Raw genomic sequence first — 15,813 nt, 5'->3', positions numbered from 1 at the left:
GATAACAGTATATTCGAAACGATCGATTCGAGGAATTTATAATTTTCTTTCCATGTTATAAATAAAATTTATCAAAAATTGCTTTCGCGGTTGCGTCCGGCGGCCTGAAGCGGATGTCCGTCTTTTTTGCTATAATAGATTCATATTTTTGAAACAATCAGGCGCGTGCTGGAGGTTCTCGATGGCAGGTTATACCCCGATGATGCAGCAATATTTGGCCGTCAAGGAGGAGGCGCGGGACGCGCTCCTGTTCTTCCGCCTCGGCGATTTTTACGAAATGTTTTTCGAGGACGCCCTGACGGCTTCGCGCGAGCTCGGCCTTACGCTGACGGGGCGCGGAGGCGGCCAGGAAGAGCGGATTCCGATGTGCGGCGTGCCCCATCATTCCGCCGAATCGTACATAGTCAAACTGGTGGAAAAAGGTTACAAGGTGGCCGTTTGCGAACAAATGGAAGATCCGGCCGTTACGAAAGGCATGGTCAAGCGGGAAATCGTCCGGATCGTCACGCCCGGCACCGTCATGGAGACGAAATCGCTCGGCGAAGGCGCGAACAATTTTCTGGTCGGGGCGGCCGAGGAAGACGGCCGCTTCGGGCTCGCGGCCTGCGATTTGACGACCGGCGAGATGTACGTCACTTCTTTTCCCGCCGGCAAGGAGAACATCCGCAACGAGCTGAACGTGTACCGTCCGCTCGAGGCGGTCGGGGACGCGGCCGCGATCGGGTCGATGCGCGGGGAAGCCGCGGCTTCGGGACGGAATTTGCTGTTCACGGAACGCGCCCTCGACGGGAAAGAGGACGAGCGGCTGCGCAGGCAGTTCCCGGAGGAGCAATGGGATCGCCACGAACGGGTGCGGCGGCTTGCGGTCGCGCGGCTGATCGCCTACCTGGGCGAAACGCAGAAGCGGTCGCTCGGCCACTTGCGCAAGATCAGGCCGTACGAGCAGCAGCAGTTCATGGCGCTGGACGCGTTTACGCGCCGCAATCTGGAATTGACCGAGACGGTGCGCGACCGCTCGCGCAAAGGCTCGCTTCTGTGGCTGCTCGACCAGACGAAGACGTCGATGGGGGCGCGCTTGCTCCGGCGCTGGATCGACCAGCCGCTGCTGGACCGGCGGATGCTGGACGAGCGGCTGGACGCGGTCGAAGCGCTGCACGGCAACTGGATGCTGCGCGCGGAATTGCGCGGGGAGCTGGCCGACGTCTACGATCTGGAGCGGCTCGTCGGCCGGATCGCTTACGGGACGGCGAACGCCCGCGACCTGAACGCGCTGAAGGCGTCGCTGCGGAAGGTTCCGCCGATTCGCGGGCTGTGCGGCCAGCTTTCGGGCGGGCCGCTCGCCCGGCTGGCCGACGCGATGGATCCTTGCGCGGAGCTCGCCGATGCGATCGCCGCCGCCATCGCCGACGAGCCGCCCGTCGCGCTGCGCGAAGGAGGCTTGATTCGCGCGGGCTTCGACGCCAAGCTCGACGAGCTGCGGGAGGCGAGCGTGAACGGCAAGAAGTGGATCGCGGAGCTCGAGCGCCGGGAGCGCGAAGCGACCGGCATCAAATCGCTGAAAATCGGCTTCAACAAAGTGTTCGGCTATTATCTCGAGGTGACGAAGGCGAATCTCGGCGCTTTGCCGGAAGGCCGGTACGAGCGCAAGCAGACGCTCGCGAACGCCGAACGGTTCGTCACGCCCGAACTGAAGGAAAAGGAAGCGCTCATCCTGGAAGCCGAAGACCGGATGATCGATCTCGAATACGAAATTTTCGTCTCGCTGCGCGACCGGATCGCCGCCGAAATTCCCCGCCTCCAGAAGCTGGCCGAGCAGTTGGCCGCGCTGGACGCGCTGCAATCGCTGGCCGAGGTGAGCGCGGAACGCCGGTATGTGCGCCCGAAGTGGAACGACGGCTACGGCCTTCGCCTTCGGGAAGGACGGCACCCGGTCGTCGAAGCGGTCGCCGAAGGGACGGCGTTTATCGCCAACGATTCGGCGCTTTCGGCTGAGGACGGATCGATCTTGCTCATTACGGGCCCCAACATGGCGGGCAAGAGCACGTACATGCGGCAGGTGGCGATGATTTCGATCATGGCCCAAATCGGCTGCTTCGTGCCGGCCAAGGAAGCGGAGCTGCCGCTGATCGACCGGATTTTCACCCGGATCGGGGCGGCGGACGACCTCGTCGGCGGGCAGAGCACGTTCATGGTTGAAATGAAGGATATCCAGGTGATGACCGAGCAGGCGACCGACCGCAGCCTCGTCATTATCGACGAGCTGGGCCGCGGAACGTCGACGGACGAGGGGATGGCGATCGCGCAGGCGGTCATCGAGTACGTGCACGACGTCATCGGCTGCAAGGCGCTCGTCTCGACGCACTTTCACGAGCTGGCGCACCTGGAGCGAACGCTGCCCCGGCTGCGCAACGGCTGCATGGCCGTCAAGGAAAGCGAGGACGGCGTGACCTTTTTGCGCAAGCTCGTTCCCGGCGCGGCCGATTCCAGCTACGGCATCTATTGCGCGGAGCTGGCGGGACTCCCGGATTCGATTGTCTCGAGGGCGTATCATCTGCTCGAAGCGGGGGGTACCGCCAATTTGCCGGGCGCGCCGGCAAGAAGGCAAGCCGCGGCTTCGCTGGAGGCCGCCGCCGCGGGGAACGCCGAACGAGAGGCGGCCGAGAGCGGACAGGGCGAGACGGATGCGGCGGAACGGGAGAGCGGCATCCGCCCATCCGGCATCCGCGAGTCCGCGTCGCCGGCGTTTTCGTCGCCGCCGGCCTTGGCAGCCGAGGACGCAGCATCGGCCGGCCCGGTGCAGCTGTCGATGTTCGCCGAGCCGGCTCCCCCGGCGGACAAACCGCGCAAGGCGCAAACGCACGGGGACAAAATTTTGGAAAAGCTTCGCAAGGTGGACGTCATGCGCCTCACGCCGCTGCAGGCGCTGGAATGGCTGAACGACGTCAAAAATCAATTGGTAGAGAGCGGGGATGCCCAATGAAACCGGTGACGCTTTGGCGCCGATTCGCGTCGCTGCTGCTCGCGGTCTCCTTGACCGCGGGGCCTTCGGCCGCCGCATTCGCGGAAAGCTCCGCGCAATCCGATGAAGTTCGCGAGCTGCTGGAGCAGTACCATTTAAGCAAGCCGGCGGATTCGACATTGGACGAAGCGGCCATCAAAGGCATGGTCGAATCGTTGAACGATCCTTACACGGAATACTTTACCCAGGAAGAATGGACGGCTTATTCCGGCAGCCTGGAGCAGAAATTCATCGGAATCGGCGTCAAACTCATCGAGGAAAAAGGAGCCGTCTACATCCAGGACGTGATCGGCGGCAGTCCCGCGGAGCAGGCCGGAATACGCGCCGGCGACAAAATCGTGTCCGTCGACGGCCGATCGGTCGCCGGCAAGACGTTCGCGGAAACGCAAAGCGAAATTCTCGGCGAGGAAGGCTCTAGCGTTTCGATCGGCATTACGCGTAGCTCCGGCTCGCACGAATTCACGATGGTCCGCAAGCCGGTGCAGCTGCCGACGGCGGCAGGCGTCTGGATGGGCGACGGGATCGGGTATTTGGATTTGGAGGGCTTTTCGTCGGATGCGTACGACAAGTTCGCGGCCGAGCTTGACAAGCTTGAGCGGCAGGGGATGAAAGGGCTTGTGATCGATCTGCGGGACAACGGCGGAGGCTACACCGATCAAGCGCAAAAAATCGCCGCCCTGTTTATCGAGAACGGGGTTTTGGCGCATATGATCGACCGGGAAGGCAACGACAAGGCGATGGTCGTGGAAGGAACGTCCAAAAGCTACCCGATCCGCGTTCTCGTCAACGGCAACAGCGCCAGCGCCTCGGAGCTGTTCGCGGCGGCGCTGCAGGATTACGGAATCGCGAAGCTGATCGGCACCCGCACGTACGGCAAAGGGGTCGTCCAGCAGATCATCCCCGTTTCGTCCGGCGGCGTGCTCAAGGTTACGGTGGAAGAATATTATACGCCCAAAGGCTACAAGGTGGACCGGAAGGGACTGGCGCCCGATACGGTCGTGGCGGGGGCGGCCGAACAGTTGATCGCGGGCTACCGTTCCGCGGGGGCGGCTCGCTCGCGCTCGCGATCGGCGAGGGCTCGGTAACGGTGAATCGCGTGCGCATGGGACAACCTTCGGCGGCGATCCAACAGAGCGGCGTTTGGTACGTCGGCACGAAGCTCGCGGCGGCGATCGTCGGCGCGAGCGTGTCGTACGATTCCTCTTCGAAGACGGTGTTTTTTAAATCGGAAAACGCCTTGAACAAGGTCAAAACGAGCGATTCCCGGATGCGCAGCGAAGGCGGCGCCTCCTATATCGATGTCAGGCTTCTCGCCAAATGGTACTCCGGACTGACGTTTTCGGCCGCCGGCGGGGTGCTGAAGATCGGGTATAAAGGATAACGCGGAATAAGGGGGAGTACGGGATGGGAGTCATTCGGCTGTTGGACGATCATCTGGCGAATCAGATAGCCGCAGGCGAAGTGGTCGAAAGACCGTCCTCCGTGTTGAAGGAATTGATCGAAAACGCCGTCGACGCCGGAGCGACGACCGTCGACGTGACGGCGGAGGACGGGGGCCTGGCGCTGCTGCGGATCGCGGACAACGGCTCCGGCATTATGGCCGAGGATTTGCCGACGGCGTTCGAGCGCCACGCCACCAGCAAAATCGCAAGCGGCAAGGACCTGTTTCAAATCGCGACGCTCGGCTTCAGGGGCGAGGCGCTTCCGAGCATCGCGGCCGTCGCGAAAGTTCGCTGCGTCAGCGCGACGGATTCCGGCGGGCTCGGCCGGGTGCTGGAAATCGAAGGCGGAGCCGTCAAAAAGCACGAGGACGCCACGGCCCGGCAGGGGACGGACATGACCGTCCGGGAGCTGTTCTACAATACGCCTGCGCGGCTGAAATATATGAAGACGGTGCAGACGGAGCTCGGCCATCTGTCCGACGTCATGTACCGGCAGGCGCTCGCCAGGCCGGACATCGCGTTCACATTTACGCACAACGGTTCGGTTCTGCTCCGAACGCCGGGCAACGGCGATTTGCGGCAGGTGGTGGCCGCGATCTACGGCAATGCGGCAGCCAAAGCGATGGTGCCGCTTGCCGCCGAGCACCCCGACTATCGGCTGACGGGGCTCGCCGCGCTGCCCGTGGAAACCCGGGCGAACCGCAACGCCATCACGGTGCTCGTGAACGGACGCTACGTCCGCAGCGCCGCCGTTACGCAGCCGCTGCTGCAAGCGTACCATACGCTGCTGCCGATCAACCGTTTCCCGCTGGCGGTGCTTCATTTGCGGATGCATCCGTCCTTGCTGGACGTGAACGTCCATCCTTCGAAGCTGGAGGTCCGATTCAGCAAGGAAAGCGAGCTGCGCGCGTTCGTCGAGCAAGCGGTGCGCCAGGCGCTCGGCGAGCAGGCGTACATCCCGTCCGGCACGGCGGTGCGGCAGACGAAGACGCCCGCCTGGGTACAGGAGCAGCTGCGCTTCCGCGAAGCGCCAAGCGATCCGTCGCCGGCGTCGGGCGGCGAGTCCGGCGCATCCGGGGCCGCAGCGCCGAACGCGTCGGCAGCCGGCGGAACGGCCGCGGCGGAGGCCGCGACGCCGGACTTGGCGTCGCTCGCGCGCACCGCGCCGCCCGCCTTCGGCGGGAGCGCGATGTCCGCCCGCTACGCGGATGGCGCTTCGCCGGAGCCGCACATCCGCGAAACCGAAGCGGCCTCGTCCTATGAGGCCGCCGGGCAACCGGCGGACGGCGGCGGGCCCGAAGGCCGTCCGGAACCGGGCGCCGGCGGCAGCCGTCCGCGGGCGGCGCGGCCGGACGGAAGCGGCGCTTTCGGCGGCGAAATGCGGCAAGGCGCCTCCGCTGCTGCCCCGAGGCAAGCGGGGACCGGGGCCTTCTTCCCGGACGGGTCGGGCCGGCCGAAGGCGTCCGGACTTCCGGAACGGGTATGGGAAGCGGCCTACGCGGCGCCGAAGCGGGATCCGAAGGCGGAGTTTCCCGAGCTGCACTGGATCGGACAGCTGCACGGCACGTACATCGTCGCCCAGAACGAAACCGGCCTGTACCTGATCGATCAGCACGCCGCCCACGAGCGGATCAACTACGAATATTTTTTCGAGAAATTCGGCCGTCCCGAGGAGGCGAGCCAGGAGCTGCTGCTGCCGGTGACGCTTACGTTCGCGCCGGACGAATTCGCGGCGCTCCGGACCCGGTTGCACTTGTTCGAGCAAGTCGGGGTATATATGGAGGATTTCGGTGGGAATACCTTAATCATACGGGCGGTTCCCCACTGGTTCCCGGACGGGGACGAAGCGGACATCGTCCGCGAGATGGCCGAATGGGTGCTTCAGGAGCGGGGAGTCGACCTTCCGAAGCTTCGGGAAAAGGCGTCGATCCTCACGTCCTGCAAAGCGTCGATCAAGGCGAACCAGTCGCTGACGAGGGAGTCGGGGGAGGCGCTGTTGCGGCGTCTCGGCGACTGCAGGCAGCCGTACACGTGCCCGCACGGCCGGCCGATCGTCGTCAGCTTCACGACGTACGAGCTCGAGAAAATGTTTAAGCGGGTGATGTCGTGATCGTAACGACGGCCGAGCGGCCCGATCGGGAGATGATCGAGAGGGCAAGGCGGCTTGCCGGCGAATTTTCCTGCCGGTTCGCGCCGCGAAGGCGCGAGACGCTGGCCGGATTGCGGCGCAAATACGCCGACGCCCGGGACGGCGTGCTCGTCGCGGGCGCGGACGGCTTGCGCTTCGTCGCCGGCGACGCGCCCCCGCTGTTTTATCATCCGAGCATGGCGTTCATCCGCGTCAAGCGGTTGAGGGACGGCGGCACCGACGCGCTCGTCGAGGCCGCGAACGCGAAGGAAGGCGACGCGGTGCTGGATTGCACGGCCGGGCTCGGCGCGGATTCGCTGGTGCTGTCCTACGCCGTCGGCGAGAAGGGGCGCGTGACGGCGCTGGAGGCGTCGCGGCTGCTGCACGTCATCGTGCGCGAAGGCCTGCGCGAGTACGACAGCGAGCTGGCGGACGTCAACGCAGCGATGCGGCGGATCGACGCGGTGTGCGCCGACCATCTCGAATATATGTCGGCGATGCCCGACAAAAGCGTGGACATCGTCTATTTCGACCCGATGTTCACCGTGCCGGTGGAGGCCGCAAGCTCCCTTGCGCCGCTTCGGGCTTACGCCAAGGACGAGCCGCTCGCGGAGGAGGCGCTTCGCCAAGCCCGCCGGGTCGCCCGCAAGCGGATCGTCCTGAAGGAGCACCGCGAAAGCGGGCAATTCGCGCGGCTCGGCATCCGCCTCGTCCGGCCTTCCGGCGCCGCGATCGCATATGGAGTGATTTCGATTCATGACGAAAACGACTGACTCAACGACAAGCGGGAAACCAAGGCCCGGCAAGGATGAGAGGCTGCCGCTGCTGGCGCTCGTCGGCCCGACCGCCGTCGGCAAGACGGCGCTCAGCCTCGCGGTCGCCCGCGCCTTCGATTGCGAAATCATCAGCGGCGATTCGATGCAGGTGTACCGCGGAATGGACATCGGCACCGCAAAGCTGGAGCCCGAGCATCGCCAAGGGATCCCGCATCACATGATCGACATTCTCGATCCGGCCGATCCGTTTTCGGTCGCGGACTTTCAAGCGCGCTGCGAAGAGACGATCGCCGACATTCACGCGCGGGGCAAGCTGCCGTTTATCGTCGGGGGAACCGGCCTGTACGTCGAATCCGTTTGCTACGGGTACAGCTTCCGCGAGGAAGGCGGCGATGCTGAATTTCGGGAAAAAATGAGCCGCTGGGCCCAGGAGCACGGAGCCGACGCGCTACATCGCAAGCTTTTCGACGTCGATCCGGAAACCGCGGCCAAGCTTCATCCGAACGACGTGCGCCGGGTCGTCCGCGCCCTGGAAATCTATGAAACGACGGGCCGGCCGCTTTCCGAGCTGCAAAGCCAGCAGAGGGGCGACGATAAAGCTTCTCCCTACAAACTCTGCCTGATCGGGCTGACGATGGACCGGGCCGAGCTGTATCGGCGCATCGGCCTTCGGGTGGACGAAATGCTCGAGCAGGGACTTTTGGATGAGGTGAAGCGGCTGCTCGCGGCCGGCGTGCCGCGAAGCGCCGTGTCGATGCAGGCGCTCGGCTACAAGGAAATGGCGTCCTACCTGGCGGGGGAGCTGGACTACAAGGGAGCGGTGGAGCTGCTCAAGCGGGATACGCGCCGTTTTGCCAAACGCCAGCTGTCCTGGTTCCGACGGATGAAAGAGCTTGAATGGGTGAGTCTCGAGAAGGAAGAAAAAGACCGCAATCTTTTAACGGAGATTTGTGATATAATAGCAGGAAAGTTTCTCTGCGATCTTGAATATACTTGTCAATAATCTTTTATGGCGATGGGGGTTACCGGTAATGAACAAGTCCATTAATATCCAGGATACGTTTCTCAATCAATTGCGCAAAGACAGCGTCCCGGTCACGGTTTATTTGACCAACGGATTCCAAATCCGCGGCGTCGTGCGCGCCTTTGACAATTTCACGATCGTTATCGACAGCGAAGGCCGCCAACAAATGGTCTATAAGCACGCGATCAGCACGTTTATGCCGCAGCGCAACGTATCCCTCCAGCAGCAGGACACGGGTTCGGAAGCCTGAGCGGGCACCCCGTTCACGGCGGAAAATGAAACTTTTCGCCCCCACACTACGTCTAACCGAATAGACCGGCCACCGAGCAACCCCTTGGCGGGTTGCTCCTTCTTTTGGTCCGGCGAGAGAGAAAAATAGAGAAACCGACTGTTAAAAAGGGGGAAACGCACCATGAGCAAGACCGCACCGCCCGCGAAAAACACCAAGCGCTCCGGAAAGAAGGGAGCCAAGCAAAAGCGCAAAACCGGCTGGATCTGGCTGCTGTTCGTCCTTTTGTTTTTCGCCGTTTGCGCCGTCCTCGGCTATTTGCTCGTCATTTTGAACGGCGAACGGATTTTGAGCCAAAACATGAACAAGTTGAACGACATGGATAAAGCGACGATCATCGTCGACAGCAACGGCAACGAGCTGGATAAATTGTACGTTCTCGAAGGGAACCGGGAGTACGTCCCGATCAGCGAAATCCCGAAGCTGCTGCAGCAGGCGTTCGTCGCGACCGAGGACAAGCGCTTCTACGAGCACAGCGGCGTCGATCTGTTCGGCATCGGCCGGGCGCTCGTCAAGGATATCATCGCCCGCAGCGCGGTCGAGGGAGCGAGCACGATTACGCAGCAGCTCGCAAGGAACATTTTTTTGAACGCGGACAAGACGCTGTTCCGCAAAGGCACGGAAGCCTCGATCGCCCTGGCGCTCGAAAACCATAAATCGAAGGACGAGATTCTGGAGCTGTATTTGAACCGGATTTATTTCGGCAAAGGGCAATATGGCATCAAGACGGCCGCTAAATACTATTTCGGCGTCGACGATCTGAACGACCTGGAGCTGTGGCAAATCGCGACGCTGGCCGGAATGCCGAAAGCGCCGAACACGTACAACCCGGTGCGAAATCCGGAAAAATCGATGGATCGCCGCGCCGTCGTCCTTACGCTCATGGAAGACCAGGGGATCATAACGGAGGCCGAGAAGCAGCAGGCGATGGCCGTCGAATACGATCCGAGCGTCGTGCCGGAGGACAGCTCCCAATACGCCGCGTTTCTCGATTATGTCGTCGAGGAAGCGCAGGACGTGCTGGGCAAAACCGAGGAAGAGCTGCTCACGGGCGGCTACACGATCAAAACGACGATCGATACGGCGGCCCAGGCGGCCGTCGAGAAGGCGTTCTCCGACCCGGACAACTTCGAGGAGAGCGTGGACGACATCCCGATGCAGGGCGCGATGGTCATCATGAACCAGCACGACGGCTCGATCGTCGCGATGGCCGGCGGACGGGATTACAGCACGAAAAACCTGAACCGCGTCTACAGCAAGCGCCAGCCCGGCTCTTCGTTCAAGCCGATCGTGTCCTACGGCCCCGCGCTCGAAACCGGGGACTGGTACCCGTGGTCGACGCTGCGGGACGATAAAGTATGTTACGACAACGGCAAGTATTGCCCGACCGACTCCAACCGAAACAAGTACGTCGGCCCGATCAGCATGAAGGATGCGATCCGCGATTCCGTCAACCAGCCGGCCGTCTGGCTGCTGAACGAAATCGGCGTCGGCACCGGCGTCGATTTCGCCAAAAAGCTCGGCATCGAGCTCGGGGAAAACGACCGCAATCTGGCGATCGCGCTGGGGGGCTTTCGGAAGGCGTCACGACCGTTCAGATGGCGAACGCGTATGCGGCGTTCGCGAACGGCGGCCTGCTGCAGACGCCGCACACCATTTCGGAAATTACCGACTCTTCCGGCGAGGTCGTTTACTCCATCGAAACGCCCGGCGACAACCGCGTCATGAGCGAGCAGACGGCTTACTACGTTCGCGAGCTTCTGGAAGGCGTCGTTTCGGGCGGCACCGGCAAAAGCGCGAAAGTGAGCGGACGCACCGTCGCCGGGAAAACGGGGACGACGCAGCTCGGCATCGAGGGGATCGATTCCGGCGGCAACCGCGACGTCTGGTTCGTCGGCTTCACGCCGGAGCTGACGGCCGCGGTGTGGATGGGCTACGACAAGACGGACGCGGAGCATTACGTGAAGAAAAGCAGCGGCCAGGCCGCTTCGCTCTTCTCCGAGGTCATGACGTCCGTGCTGAAAAATTACGAGAAAAAATCGTTCCCGGACGCCGGCGACGTCCAGGAGGAACCGAAAGGGCCGGACGCCGTGACCGGGCTTGCCGGTCAATACAATACGCAGAATGTCGCGGTCGAATTGACCTGGAGCCCGGTGGAAGGCGACAATATTACGTACAAGATTTACCGCAAGGAAGCGTCGGAAGCCTCCTTCGCGCTGTTGGCTGAATCGGCCGAGCCCGCCTTCGACGATTTTGCGATTTTGCCTGACAAAACGTACACGTATTACGTCAAAGCGTACTCTTCGGCGCTCGACGCCGAAGGGGAGCCTTCGAGCGGCGTGAGCGTCACCGTGACGAGCGACCTCGAGCTTCCGCCTGAAAACGGCGAGGGCGAAGGGGAGCAGCTCCCGCCGGAGAATCCCGGCAACGGGAACGGCAATGGCAATGGGAATGGCAATGGGAACGGGAACGGGAACGGCCAAGGCGAAATCGGCAATGGCAACGGCGAAGGCAATGGAAATGGAAATGGCAACGGCGAAGGCAATGGAAATAGAAATGGCAACGGCAACGGTCAAGGCAACAACGGCAACGGCCAAGGAAACGGCAACGGAACCGGCGAGCAAGGAAACGAAGGCGGCGACGGAGCATGGGGAGATATCCCGATCGAATCCGAGGCGCCTGCGGACCCCGCGACCGTTTCTCCGCCGCCCGAACAGGGTACGGTACCGCTGAACGATTCGGAAGAAGCGTTGAACGTGCTGCCTTCGCCATAACGGATTTGAAGCCGGAGGTTGACGCGATTCGGGGGCAAGCGTTCGCTTGTTCCCTTTTTCTTGAGCAAAGGAGCAAAACGATGAGAGGTTTAAAAGTGGAGAACGAACGCGAACTGAACGATTGCAAAGCAATCCGCAAGGCCGTGTTCGTGGACGAACAAGGCGTTCCCGAACGGCTGGAATGGGACGAATACGACGAGAATCCGCAAGCGTGCCATCATTGGCTGGCCCTCGACGACGACGGCCGGCCGGCCGGTACCGCGCGCTGGCGCGAATACGAGCCGGGGACGGCCAAGCTTCAGCGAATTGCCGTCTTGCCCGCTTATCGCGGAAAGTCGGTCGGCCGGCTGCTGGTCTCTTCGATGGAGGAAGAGGCAAGAGCCCTCGGCTGCGCGAAGGCCGTGCTGGACGCCCAGTGTTCCGCCGAAATGTTTTACCGCAAGCTGGGGTATGCTACAATTTCCGGCGAGCCTTTTTACGACGCGGATATTTTGCATGTCCGGATGGAAAAAAGCCTCGTTTGACCAAGGCCGGAACGGCCGATTCGCTCCGTTTGCTGGTGACGGGAGGTAAGTTGTGGTAAGCTTTGTTTAAATCTGCTTACCGGGGACGAAGAAAGCCTATGAAACGAAAATTTTCCGACCGGGCCAACTGGCGCCGGATTTTAAAGAAGAGCTACGCCTGTTTTCCGCTCGACGAACCGCCGTTTCGCGGGTTTCTGACCCTGTACAAAATACACGAGCTGCGCGATCCGCTGTGGAAGGAATACAACGGCCGGCGCATGTGCATTGCGGACAAAGGGTATTTGTGGATGCAGCATTTTCCGCGCGGGGAGCATTACGTCGTGACGACGATGTTTGACGATAAAGGGCAAGTCGTCCAATGGTATATCGACGTTTGCAAAACCCAGGGCATGACCGACCAGCAGGTTCCCTGGTTCGACGATCTTTATCTGGACATCGTGGTGTTGCCGACGGGCGAGACGCTGCTGCTGGACGAAGACGAGCTGGAAGAAGCCCTCGACGACGGGCTGATCAGCGAACGCGATTCCGTCATGGCCCAAAGGACGGCCGACAGGCTGCTGACCTTGATCCGGCAGAAACGGTTTCCCTACTTCGACCTGAGCCGGCAGCACCGGACGACGATGCTGAAGCGTCTGGGCTGGGAGGCCGCGCAGCCGGAATGAACGAATCCGTTGACGTTCGCGGACCGCTTTCCCGAATGCGGCGAAAGCCGAGAGGAGGCAAACGCCGACTGCTGCGCGTTTTGCTGCGCGTCTTTCTGCTTGGGGCGGCAGCTCTCGCGCTGTGGTGCCTCGCGTTGTTTGTCGTCATTTTCCGCTACGAGGGGCAGCCGGCGGCAGGAGCTCCGGCGAAGTCCGATACGGCGATCGTTCTCGGCGCCAGCCTGTGGAACGACGTGCCCAGTCCGGGGCTGGCGGAACGCCTGGATCATGCCTTCGAACTTTATCGGGCCGGAACGGTTCGGCATCTGCTGCTTACCGGCGGGCTCGGCTCCGGCGCAACGATTACCGAAGCCGAAGGAATGCGCAACTATTTGCTGGACAAGGGCGTTCCCGCGGAAGCGATGGAGCTGGAAACGAAATCGACCAGCACCTACGAAAATTTGAAATTTTCCAAAAGCATCATGGAGGAGGGGGGCTGGAAAACGGCCGTCATCGTCACGCACCAATATCACGGTTCCCGGGCCGGCGATATCGCCGAATTTCTCGGGTACGATCCGGTTCAGGTCAGCGTGACCGAAAGCGAAGTGCTGCAAATGAGCTACCACCGCACCCGCGAAGTTCTCGCCTATACGAAATGGCTCGGCCAAAAATGGCTGTTGCATGGAGGGTGACCCGCCCGAATACATTGAAATAGCGGCGCAACAAGCCGACTATGGCGGGGGCGGAGGTAGTGCGTTTGAATACGAGAGCAGAAACGTCCGAAATTCGGCATTCGGCCGCAGCAAGGCCGTCCCGGCAAATCAACGTCGTCCTGCGAAAGCACGATTCGCTTGAGCCGGCAAGCGCGTTGGGGGCGGAAGCCGCGCGGGCGCTGCCGACCAGCGGACCGTGGCTGGAGTTTCAGAGAGAACTTGATGCGATGGTCGGCCTGGACAGCGTCAAAGAGCTCGTCTACGAAATTTACGCCCTGCTGCAAATCGCGCAATTTCGCGTGGACGCGGGGCTGCAAAATCCGGCCCACGTGTACCACATGATTTTCAAAGGAAACCCCGGCACGGGGAAAACGACGGTGGCGAGACTGCTCGCCAAGCTGTTTCAAGGGATGGGCCTGCTGACCAAAGGCCATCTGGTCGAGGTCGAACGCGCGGATCTGGTGGGCGAGTATATCGGCCACACCGCGCAGAAGACGCGCGACTTGGTCAAGAAGTCGCTAGGAGGCGTGCTGTTCGTCGACGAGGCGTACAGCCTGGCGCGCGGCGGGGAGAAAGACTTCGGCAAGGAAGCGATCGATACGCTCGTGAAGGCGATGGAGGATTACAAAAATCAATTTATTCTCATTTTGGCCGGGTATACGATGGAGATCGACATGTTTCTGATGACGAATCCGGGCTTGCCGTCGCGGTTCCCGATTCGGATCGAGTTTCCGGATTACTCCATCGATCAGCTCGTGCAAATCGCGGAAGGCATGGCCAAGCAGCGAGATTACGCCTGGATGCCGCAAACGCTGTTCAAGCTGAGACAGCTGATGGCCGCGGAAAAGCAGGAGTCGCCCTATCATTTCAGCAACGCGCGTTTCGTGCGCAATATGCTGGAGCGGGCGATCCGCAATCAGGCCGTTCGGCTGCTGAACCAATATCCGAACGGCTCGCCCGGCCGTCAGGAGCTGCTGTCGCTAAGGCCCGAGGATTTGCGCGCGGAGCCTTGAGACGGAAGCGGCGTTGACGCTGCCGCGAGCTTCCCGGCGAACGGGCTTTCGCCGGGACGGATATTCCGGCCCGATCGGAGAAGACGGCTAGTAAAAGGTCAAGACAGAAGGAAGTTGGGGGAATTCGATTTTAATGAAGCCGAGTACATATGAAACGGGCGCCGGAAGGCGGGAGCGGGCGCTGCTCGTCAGCCTGGTCACCGACGCCAGCGCTAGAAGCGGCTCCGATCCGGAGCAATCGCTTGCGGAATTGGTGAACTTGGCCGAAACCGCGGGCGTCGAAGTGTCCGGAACGATGATGCAATACCGCGACGTTCCCGACTCGAAATGGTTCGTCGGCAAGGGCAAGGCGGAGGAAATCAAGCGCCGGATCGCCGAGGAGAACATCGATACGGCGATATTCGATCAGGAGCTGACGGGCGCGCAGGTTCGCAATCTCGAGGATGCGCTGGATGCCAAGATCATCGACAGGACGCAGCTCATCCTCGATATTTTCGCCGGGCGGGCGAAGACGCGCGAGGGCATTTTGCAGGTGGAGCTGGCGCAGCTGACGTATTTGCTTCCGAGGCTTTCCGGCCACGGGAAAAATTTGTCACGGCTCGGCGGCGGCATCGGCACGCGCGGACCCGGCGAAACGAAGCTGGAGACGGACCGGCGGCATATCCGCAACCGGATCGGCGAGCTGAAACGCCAACTGCAAGAGGTGACCGCGCACCGCGAACTGCATCGGGAAAGAAGGAAAAAAGCCGGCGTCGTGCAGATCGCGCTCGTCGGCTATACGAACGCCGGCAAATCGACGCTGCTCCGGCAGTTGACGAACGCCGACGTGCTGGCCGAGGACAAGCTGTTCGCGACGCTCGATCCGACGACGCGGACGCTGCGGCTCCCCGGCGGCAAAGAAGTGCTGCTGACCGATACGGTCGGTTTTATCCAGAATCTGCCCCACGATCTCGTCGCGGCGTTCCGGGCCACGCTGGAGGAAGCGAACGAAGCGGATTTGCTTCTTCATGTGGTTGACGCTTCATCGCCGATGCGGGACCGGCAGCGCGAAGTGGTGGAGCAGGTGCTCGCCGAATTGGGGGCGGCGGCAAAGCCGACTCTGCTCGTTTACAATAAAATCGACGCCGTATCGGCGAGCGATTTTCCGCTGCTGAGCGGCGGGGGCGACGCGCTTCGCATCAGCGCAATGAATCGGCGGGATTTGGACAGGCTGCTGCTGAAGCTGGAAGACGCGCTGCCCGGCGACCGGTGCGTGTTGCGGATTCCCGCGTCGCGCGGCGACTTGGCGGCGCTTGCCTACCGGGTCGGCGACGTGAAGGAGCAGCGGACGGAAGACGATTGGCTGCTGCTCGACATTCGGCTGAATCATGCCGATATGGTAAAGTGGGGGCGCCCGTTGGAACCTTTTCGAGTGGACAACGTAGAAAAAGAGACGAACGAAAACCCGGTCGAACCCGGTTCGGACTAAAA

Annotated in this window: 14 protein-coding genes; all 14 read left to right on the top strand. The window is 61.9% G+C overall.

Annotated elements, in window-relative coordinates:
- Positions 1 to 181: 181 nt before the first annotated feature.
- Positions 182 to 2,980, top strand: a complete 2,799-nt coding sequence (gene mutS / locus JW799_RS22535; protein ID WP_205431780.1) for a DNA mismatch repair protein MutS — start codon at positions 182 to 184, stop codon at positions 2,978 to 2,980.
- The gene (locus JW799_RS22530; RefSeq protein ID WP_205431778.1) at positions 2,977 to 4,104 is read left to right on the top strand and encodes a S41 family peptidase; all 1,128 of its coding nucleotides are present in this window, start codon (positions 2,977 to 2,979) and stop codon (positions 4,102 to 4,104) included. Before mutS ends, JW799_RS22530 begins: the two co-directional genes overlap by 4 nt.
- A 2-nt stretch (positions 4,105 to 4,106) precedes the next feature.
- Positions 4,107 to 4,400 carry a hypothetical protein gene (locus JW799_RS22525; protein WP_205431776.1) on the top strand — a complete coding sequence of 98 codons (294 nt, stop codon included), beginning with the start codon at positions 4,107 to 4,109 and terminating at the stop codon, positions 4,398 to 4,400.
- Positions 4,401 to 4,423: 23 nt separating this feature from the next.
- On the top strand, positions 4,424 to 6,571 hold the full coding sequence (gene mutL, locus JW799_RS22520) for a DNA mismatch repair endonuclease MutL (protein ID WP_205431774.1): 2,148 nt from the start codon (positions 4,424 to 4,426) through the stop codon (positions 6,569 to 6,571).
- Complete coding sequence (locus tag JW799_RS22515; RefSeq protein WP_080839644.1) at positions 6,568 to 7,362, top strand: class I SAM-dependent methyltransferase; 795 nt, start codon at positions 6,568 to 6,570, stop codon at positions 7,360 to 7,362. Before mutL ends, JW799_RS22515 begins: the two co-directional genes overlap by 4 nt.
- Positions 7,346 to 8,368 carry a tRNA (adenosine(37)-N6)-dimethylallyltransferase MiaA gene (gene miaA, locus JW799_RS22510; protein ID WP_080839641.1) on the top strand — a complete coding sequence of 341 codons (1,023 nt, stop codon included), beginning with the start codon at positions 7,346 to 7,348 and terminating at the stop codon, positions 8,366 to 8,368. Before JW799_RS22515 ends, miaA begins: the two co-directional genes overlap by 17 nt.
- 28 nt (positions 8,369 to 8,396) lie before the next feature.
- Positions 8,397 to 8,639, top strand: coding sequence for an RNA chaperone Hfq (gene hfq / locus JW799_RS22505; protein WP_080839638.1), 243 nt, complete (start codon positions 8,397 to 8,399; stop codon positions 8,637 to 8,639).
- A 162-nt stretch (positions 8,640 to 8,801) separates the two neighbouring features.
- The gene (locus JW799_RS29405) at positions 8,802 to 10,406 is read left to right on the top strand and encodes a transglycosylase domain-containing protein (RefSeq protein WP_275901481.1); all 1,605 of its coding nucleotides are present in this window, start codon (positions 8,802 to 8,804) and stop codon (positions 10,404 to 10,406) included.
- Entirely contained in the window at positions 10,313 to 11,452 is a 1,140-nt protein-coding gene (locus JW799_RS29400) for a penicillin-binding transpeptidase domain-containing protein (protein ID WP_275901547.1), read from the top strand. Before JW799_RS29405 ends, JW799_RS29400 begins: the two co-directional genes overlap by 94 nt.
- An 80-nt stretch (positions 11,453 to 11,532) precedes the next feature.
- Complete coding sequence (locus JW799_RS22495) at positions 11,533 to 11,976, top strand: GNAT family N-acetyltransferase (RefSeq protein ID WP_080839635.1); 444 nt, start codon at positions 11,533 to 11,535, stop codon at positions 11,974 to 11,976.
- A gap of 98 nt (positions 11,977 to 12,074) precedes the next feature.
- Positions 12,075 to 12,638, top strand: a complete 564-nt coding sequence (locus tag JW799_RS22490; protein WP_080839633.1) for a ribonuclease FAU-1 family protein — start codon at positions 12,075 to 12,077, stop codon at positions 12,636 to 12,638.
- On the top strand, positions 12,635 to 13,309 hold the full coding sequence (locus tag JW799_RS22485) for a YdcF family protein (protein WP_240353383.1): 675 nt from the start codon (positions 12,635 to 12,637) through the stop codon (positions 13,307 to 13,309). Before JW799_RS22490 ends, JW799_RS22485 begins: the two co-directional genes overlap by 4 nt.
- A 65-nt stretch (positions 13,310 to 13,374) precedes the next feature.
- Entirely contained in the window at positions 13,375 to 14,343 is a 969-nt protein-coding gene (locus JW799_RS22480; protein WP_240353382.1) for an AAA family ATPase, read from the top strand.
- A gap of 133 nt (positions 14,344 to 14,476) precedes the next feature.
- Entirely contained in the window at positions 14,477 to 15,811 is a 1,335-nt protein-coding gene (gene hflX, locus JW799_RS22475) for a GTPase HflX (protein ID WP_205431772.1), read from the top strand.
- Positions 15,812 to 15,813 lie beyond the last annotated feature (2 nt).

This window comes from Cohnella algarum, assembly GCF_016937515.1.
GTDB lineage: Bacteria > Bacillota > Bacilli > Paenibacillales > Paenibacillaceae > Cohnella > Cohnella algarum.
The sequence above is the reverse complement of the archived record's forward strand: the minus strand, read 5'-3'. Positions and strand labels throughout refer to the sequence as shown.

What these genes read in the sequence shown, in the direction of transcription:
- miaA (WP_080839641.1), top strand. Translation starts at nt 7,346, where the DNA reads ATGACGAAAACGACTGACTCAACGACAAGCGGGAAACCAAGGCCCGGC.
- JW799_RS22490 (WP_080839633.1), top strand. Translation starts at nt 12,075, where the DNA reads ATGAAACGAAAATTTTCCGACCGGGCCAACTGGCGCCGGATTTTAAAG.
- mutS (WP_205431780.1), top strand. Translation starts at nt 182, where the DNA reads ATGGCAGGTTATACCCCGATGATGCAGCAATATTTGGCCGTCAAGGAG.
- JW799_RS22485 (WP_240353383.1), top strand. Translation starts at nt 12,635, where the DNA reads ATGAACGAATCCGTTGACGTTCGCGGACCGCTTTCCCGAATGCGGCGA.
- JW799_RS22530 (WP_205431778.1), top strand. Translation starts at nt 2,977, where the DNA reads ATGAAACCGGTGACGCTTTGGCGCCGATTCGCGTCGCTGCTGCTCGCG.
- hflX (WP_205431772.1), top strand. Translation starts at nt 14,477, where the DNA reads ATGAAGCCGAGTACATATGAAACGGGCGCCGGAAGGCGGGAGCGGGCG.
- hfq (WP_080839638.1), top strand. Translation starts at nt 8,397, where the DNA reads ATGAACAAGTCCATTAATATCCAGGATACGTTTCTCAATCAATTGCGC.
- JW799_RS29405 (WP_275901481.1), top strand. Translation starts at nt 8,802, where the DNA reads ATGAGCAAGACCGCACCGCCCGCGAAAAACACCAAGCGCTCCGGAAAG.
- mutL (WP_205431774.1), top strand. Translation starts at nt 4,424, where the DNA reads ATGGGAGTCATTCGGCTGTTGGACGATCATCTGGCGAATCAGATAGCC.
- JW799_RS22495 (WP_080839635.1), top strand. Translation starts at nt 11,533, where the DNA reads ATGAGAGGTTTAAAAGTGGAGAACGAACGCGAACTGAACGATTGCAAA.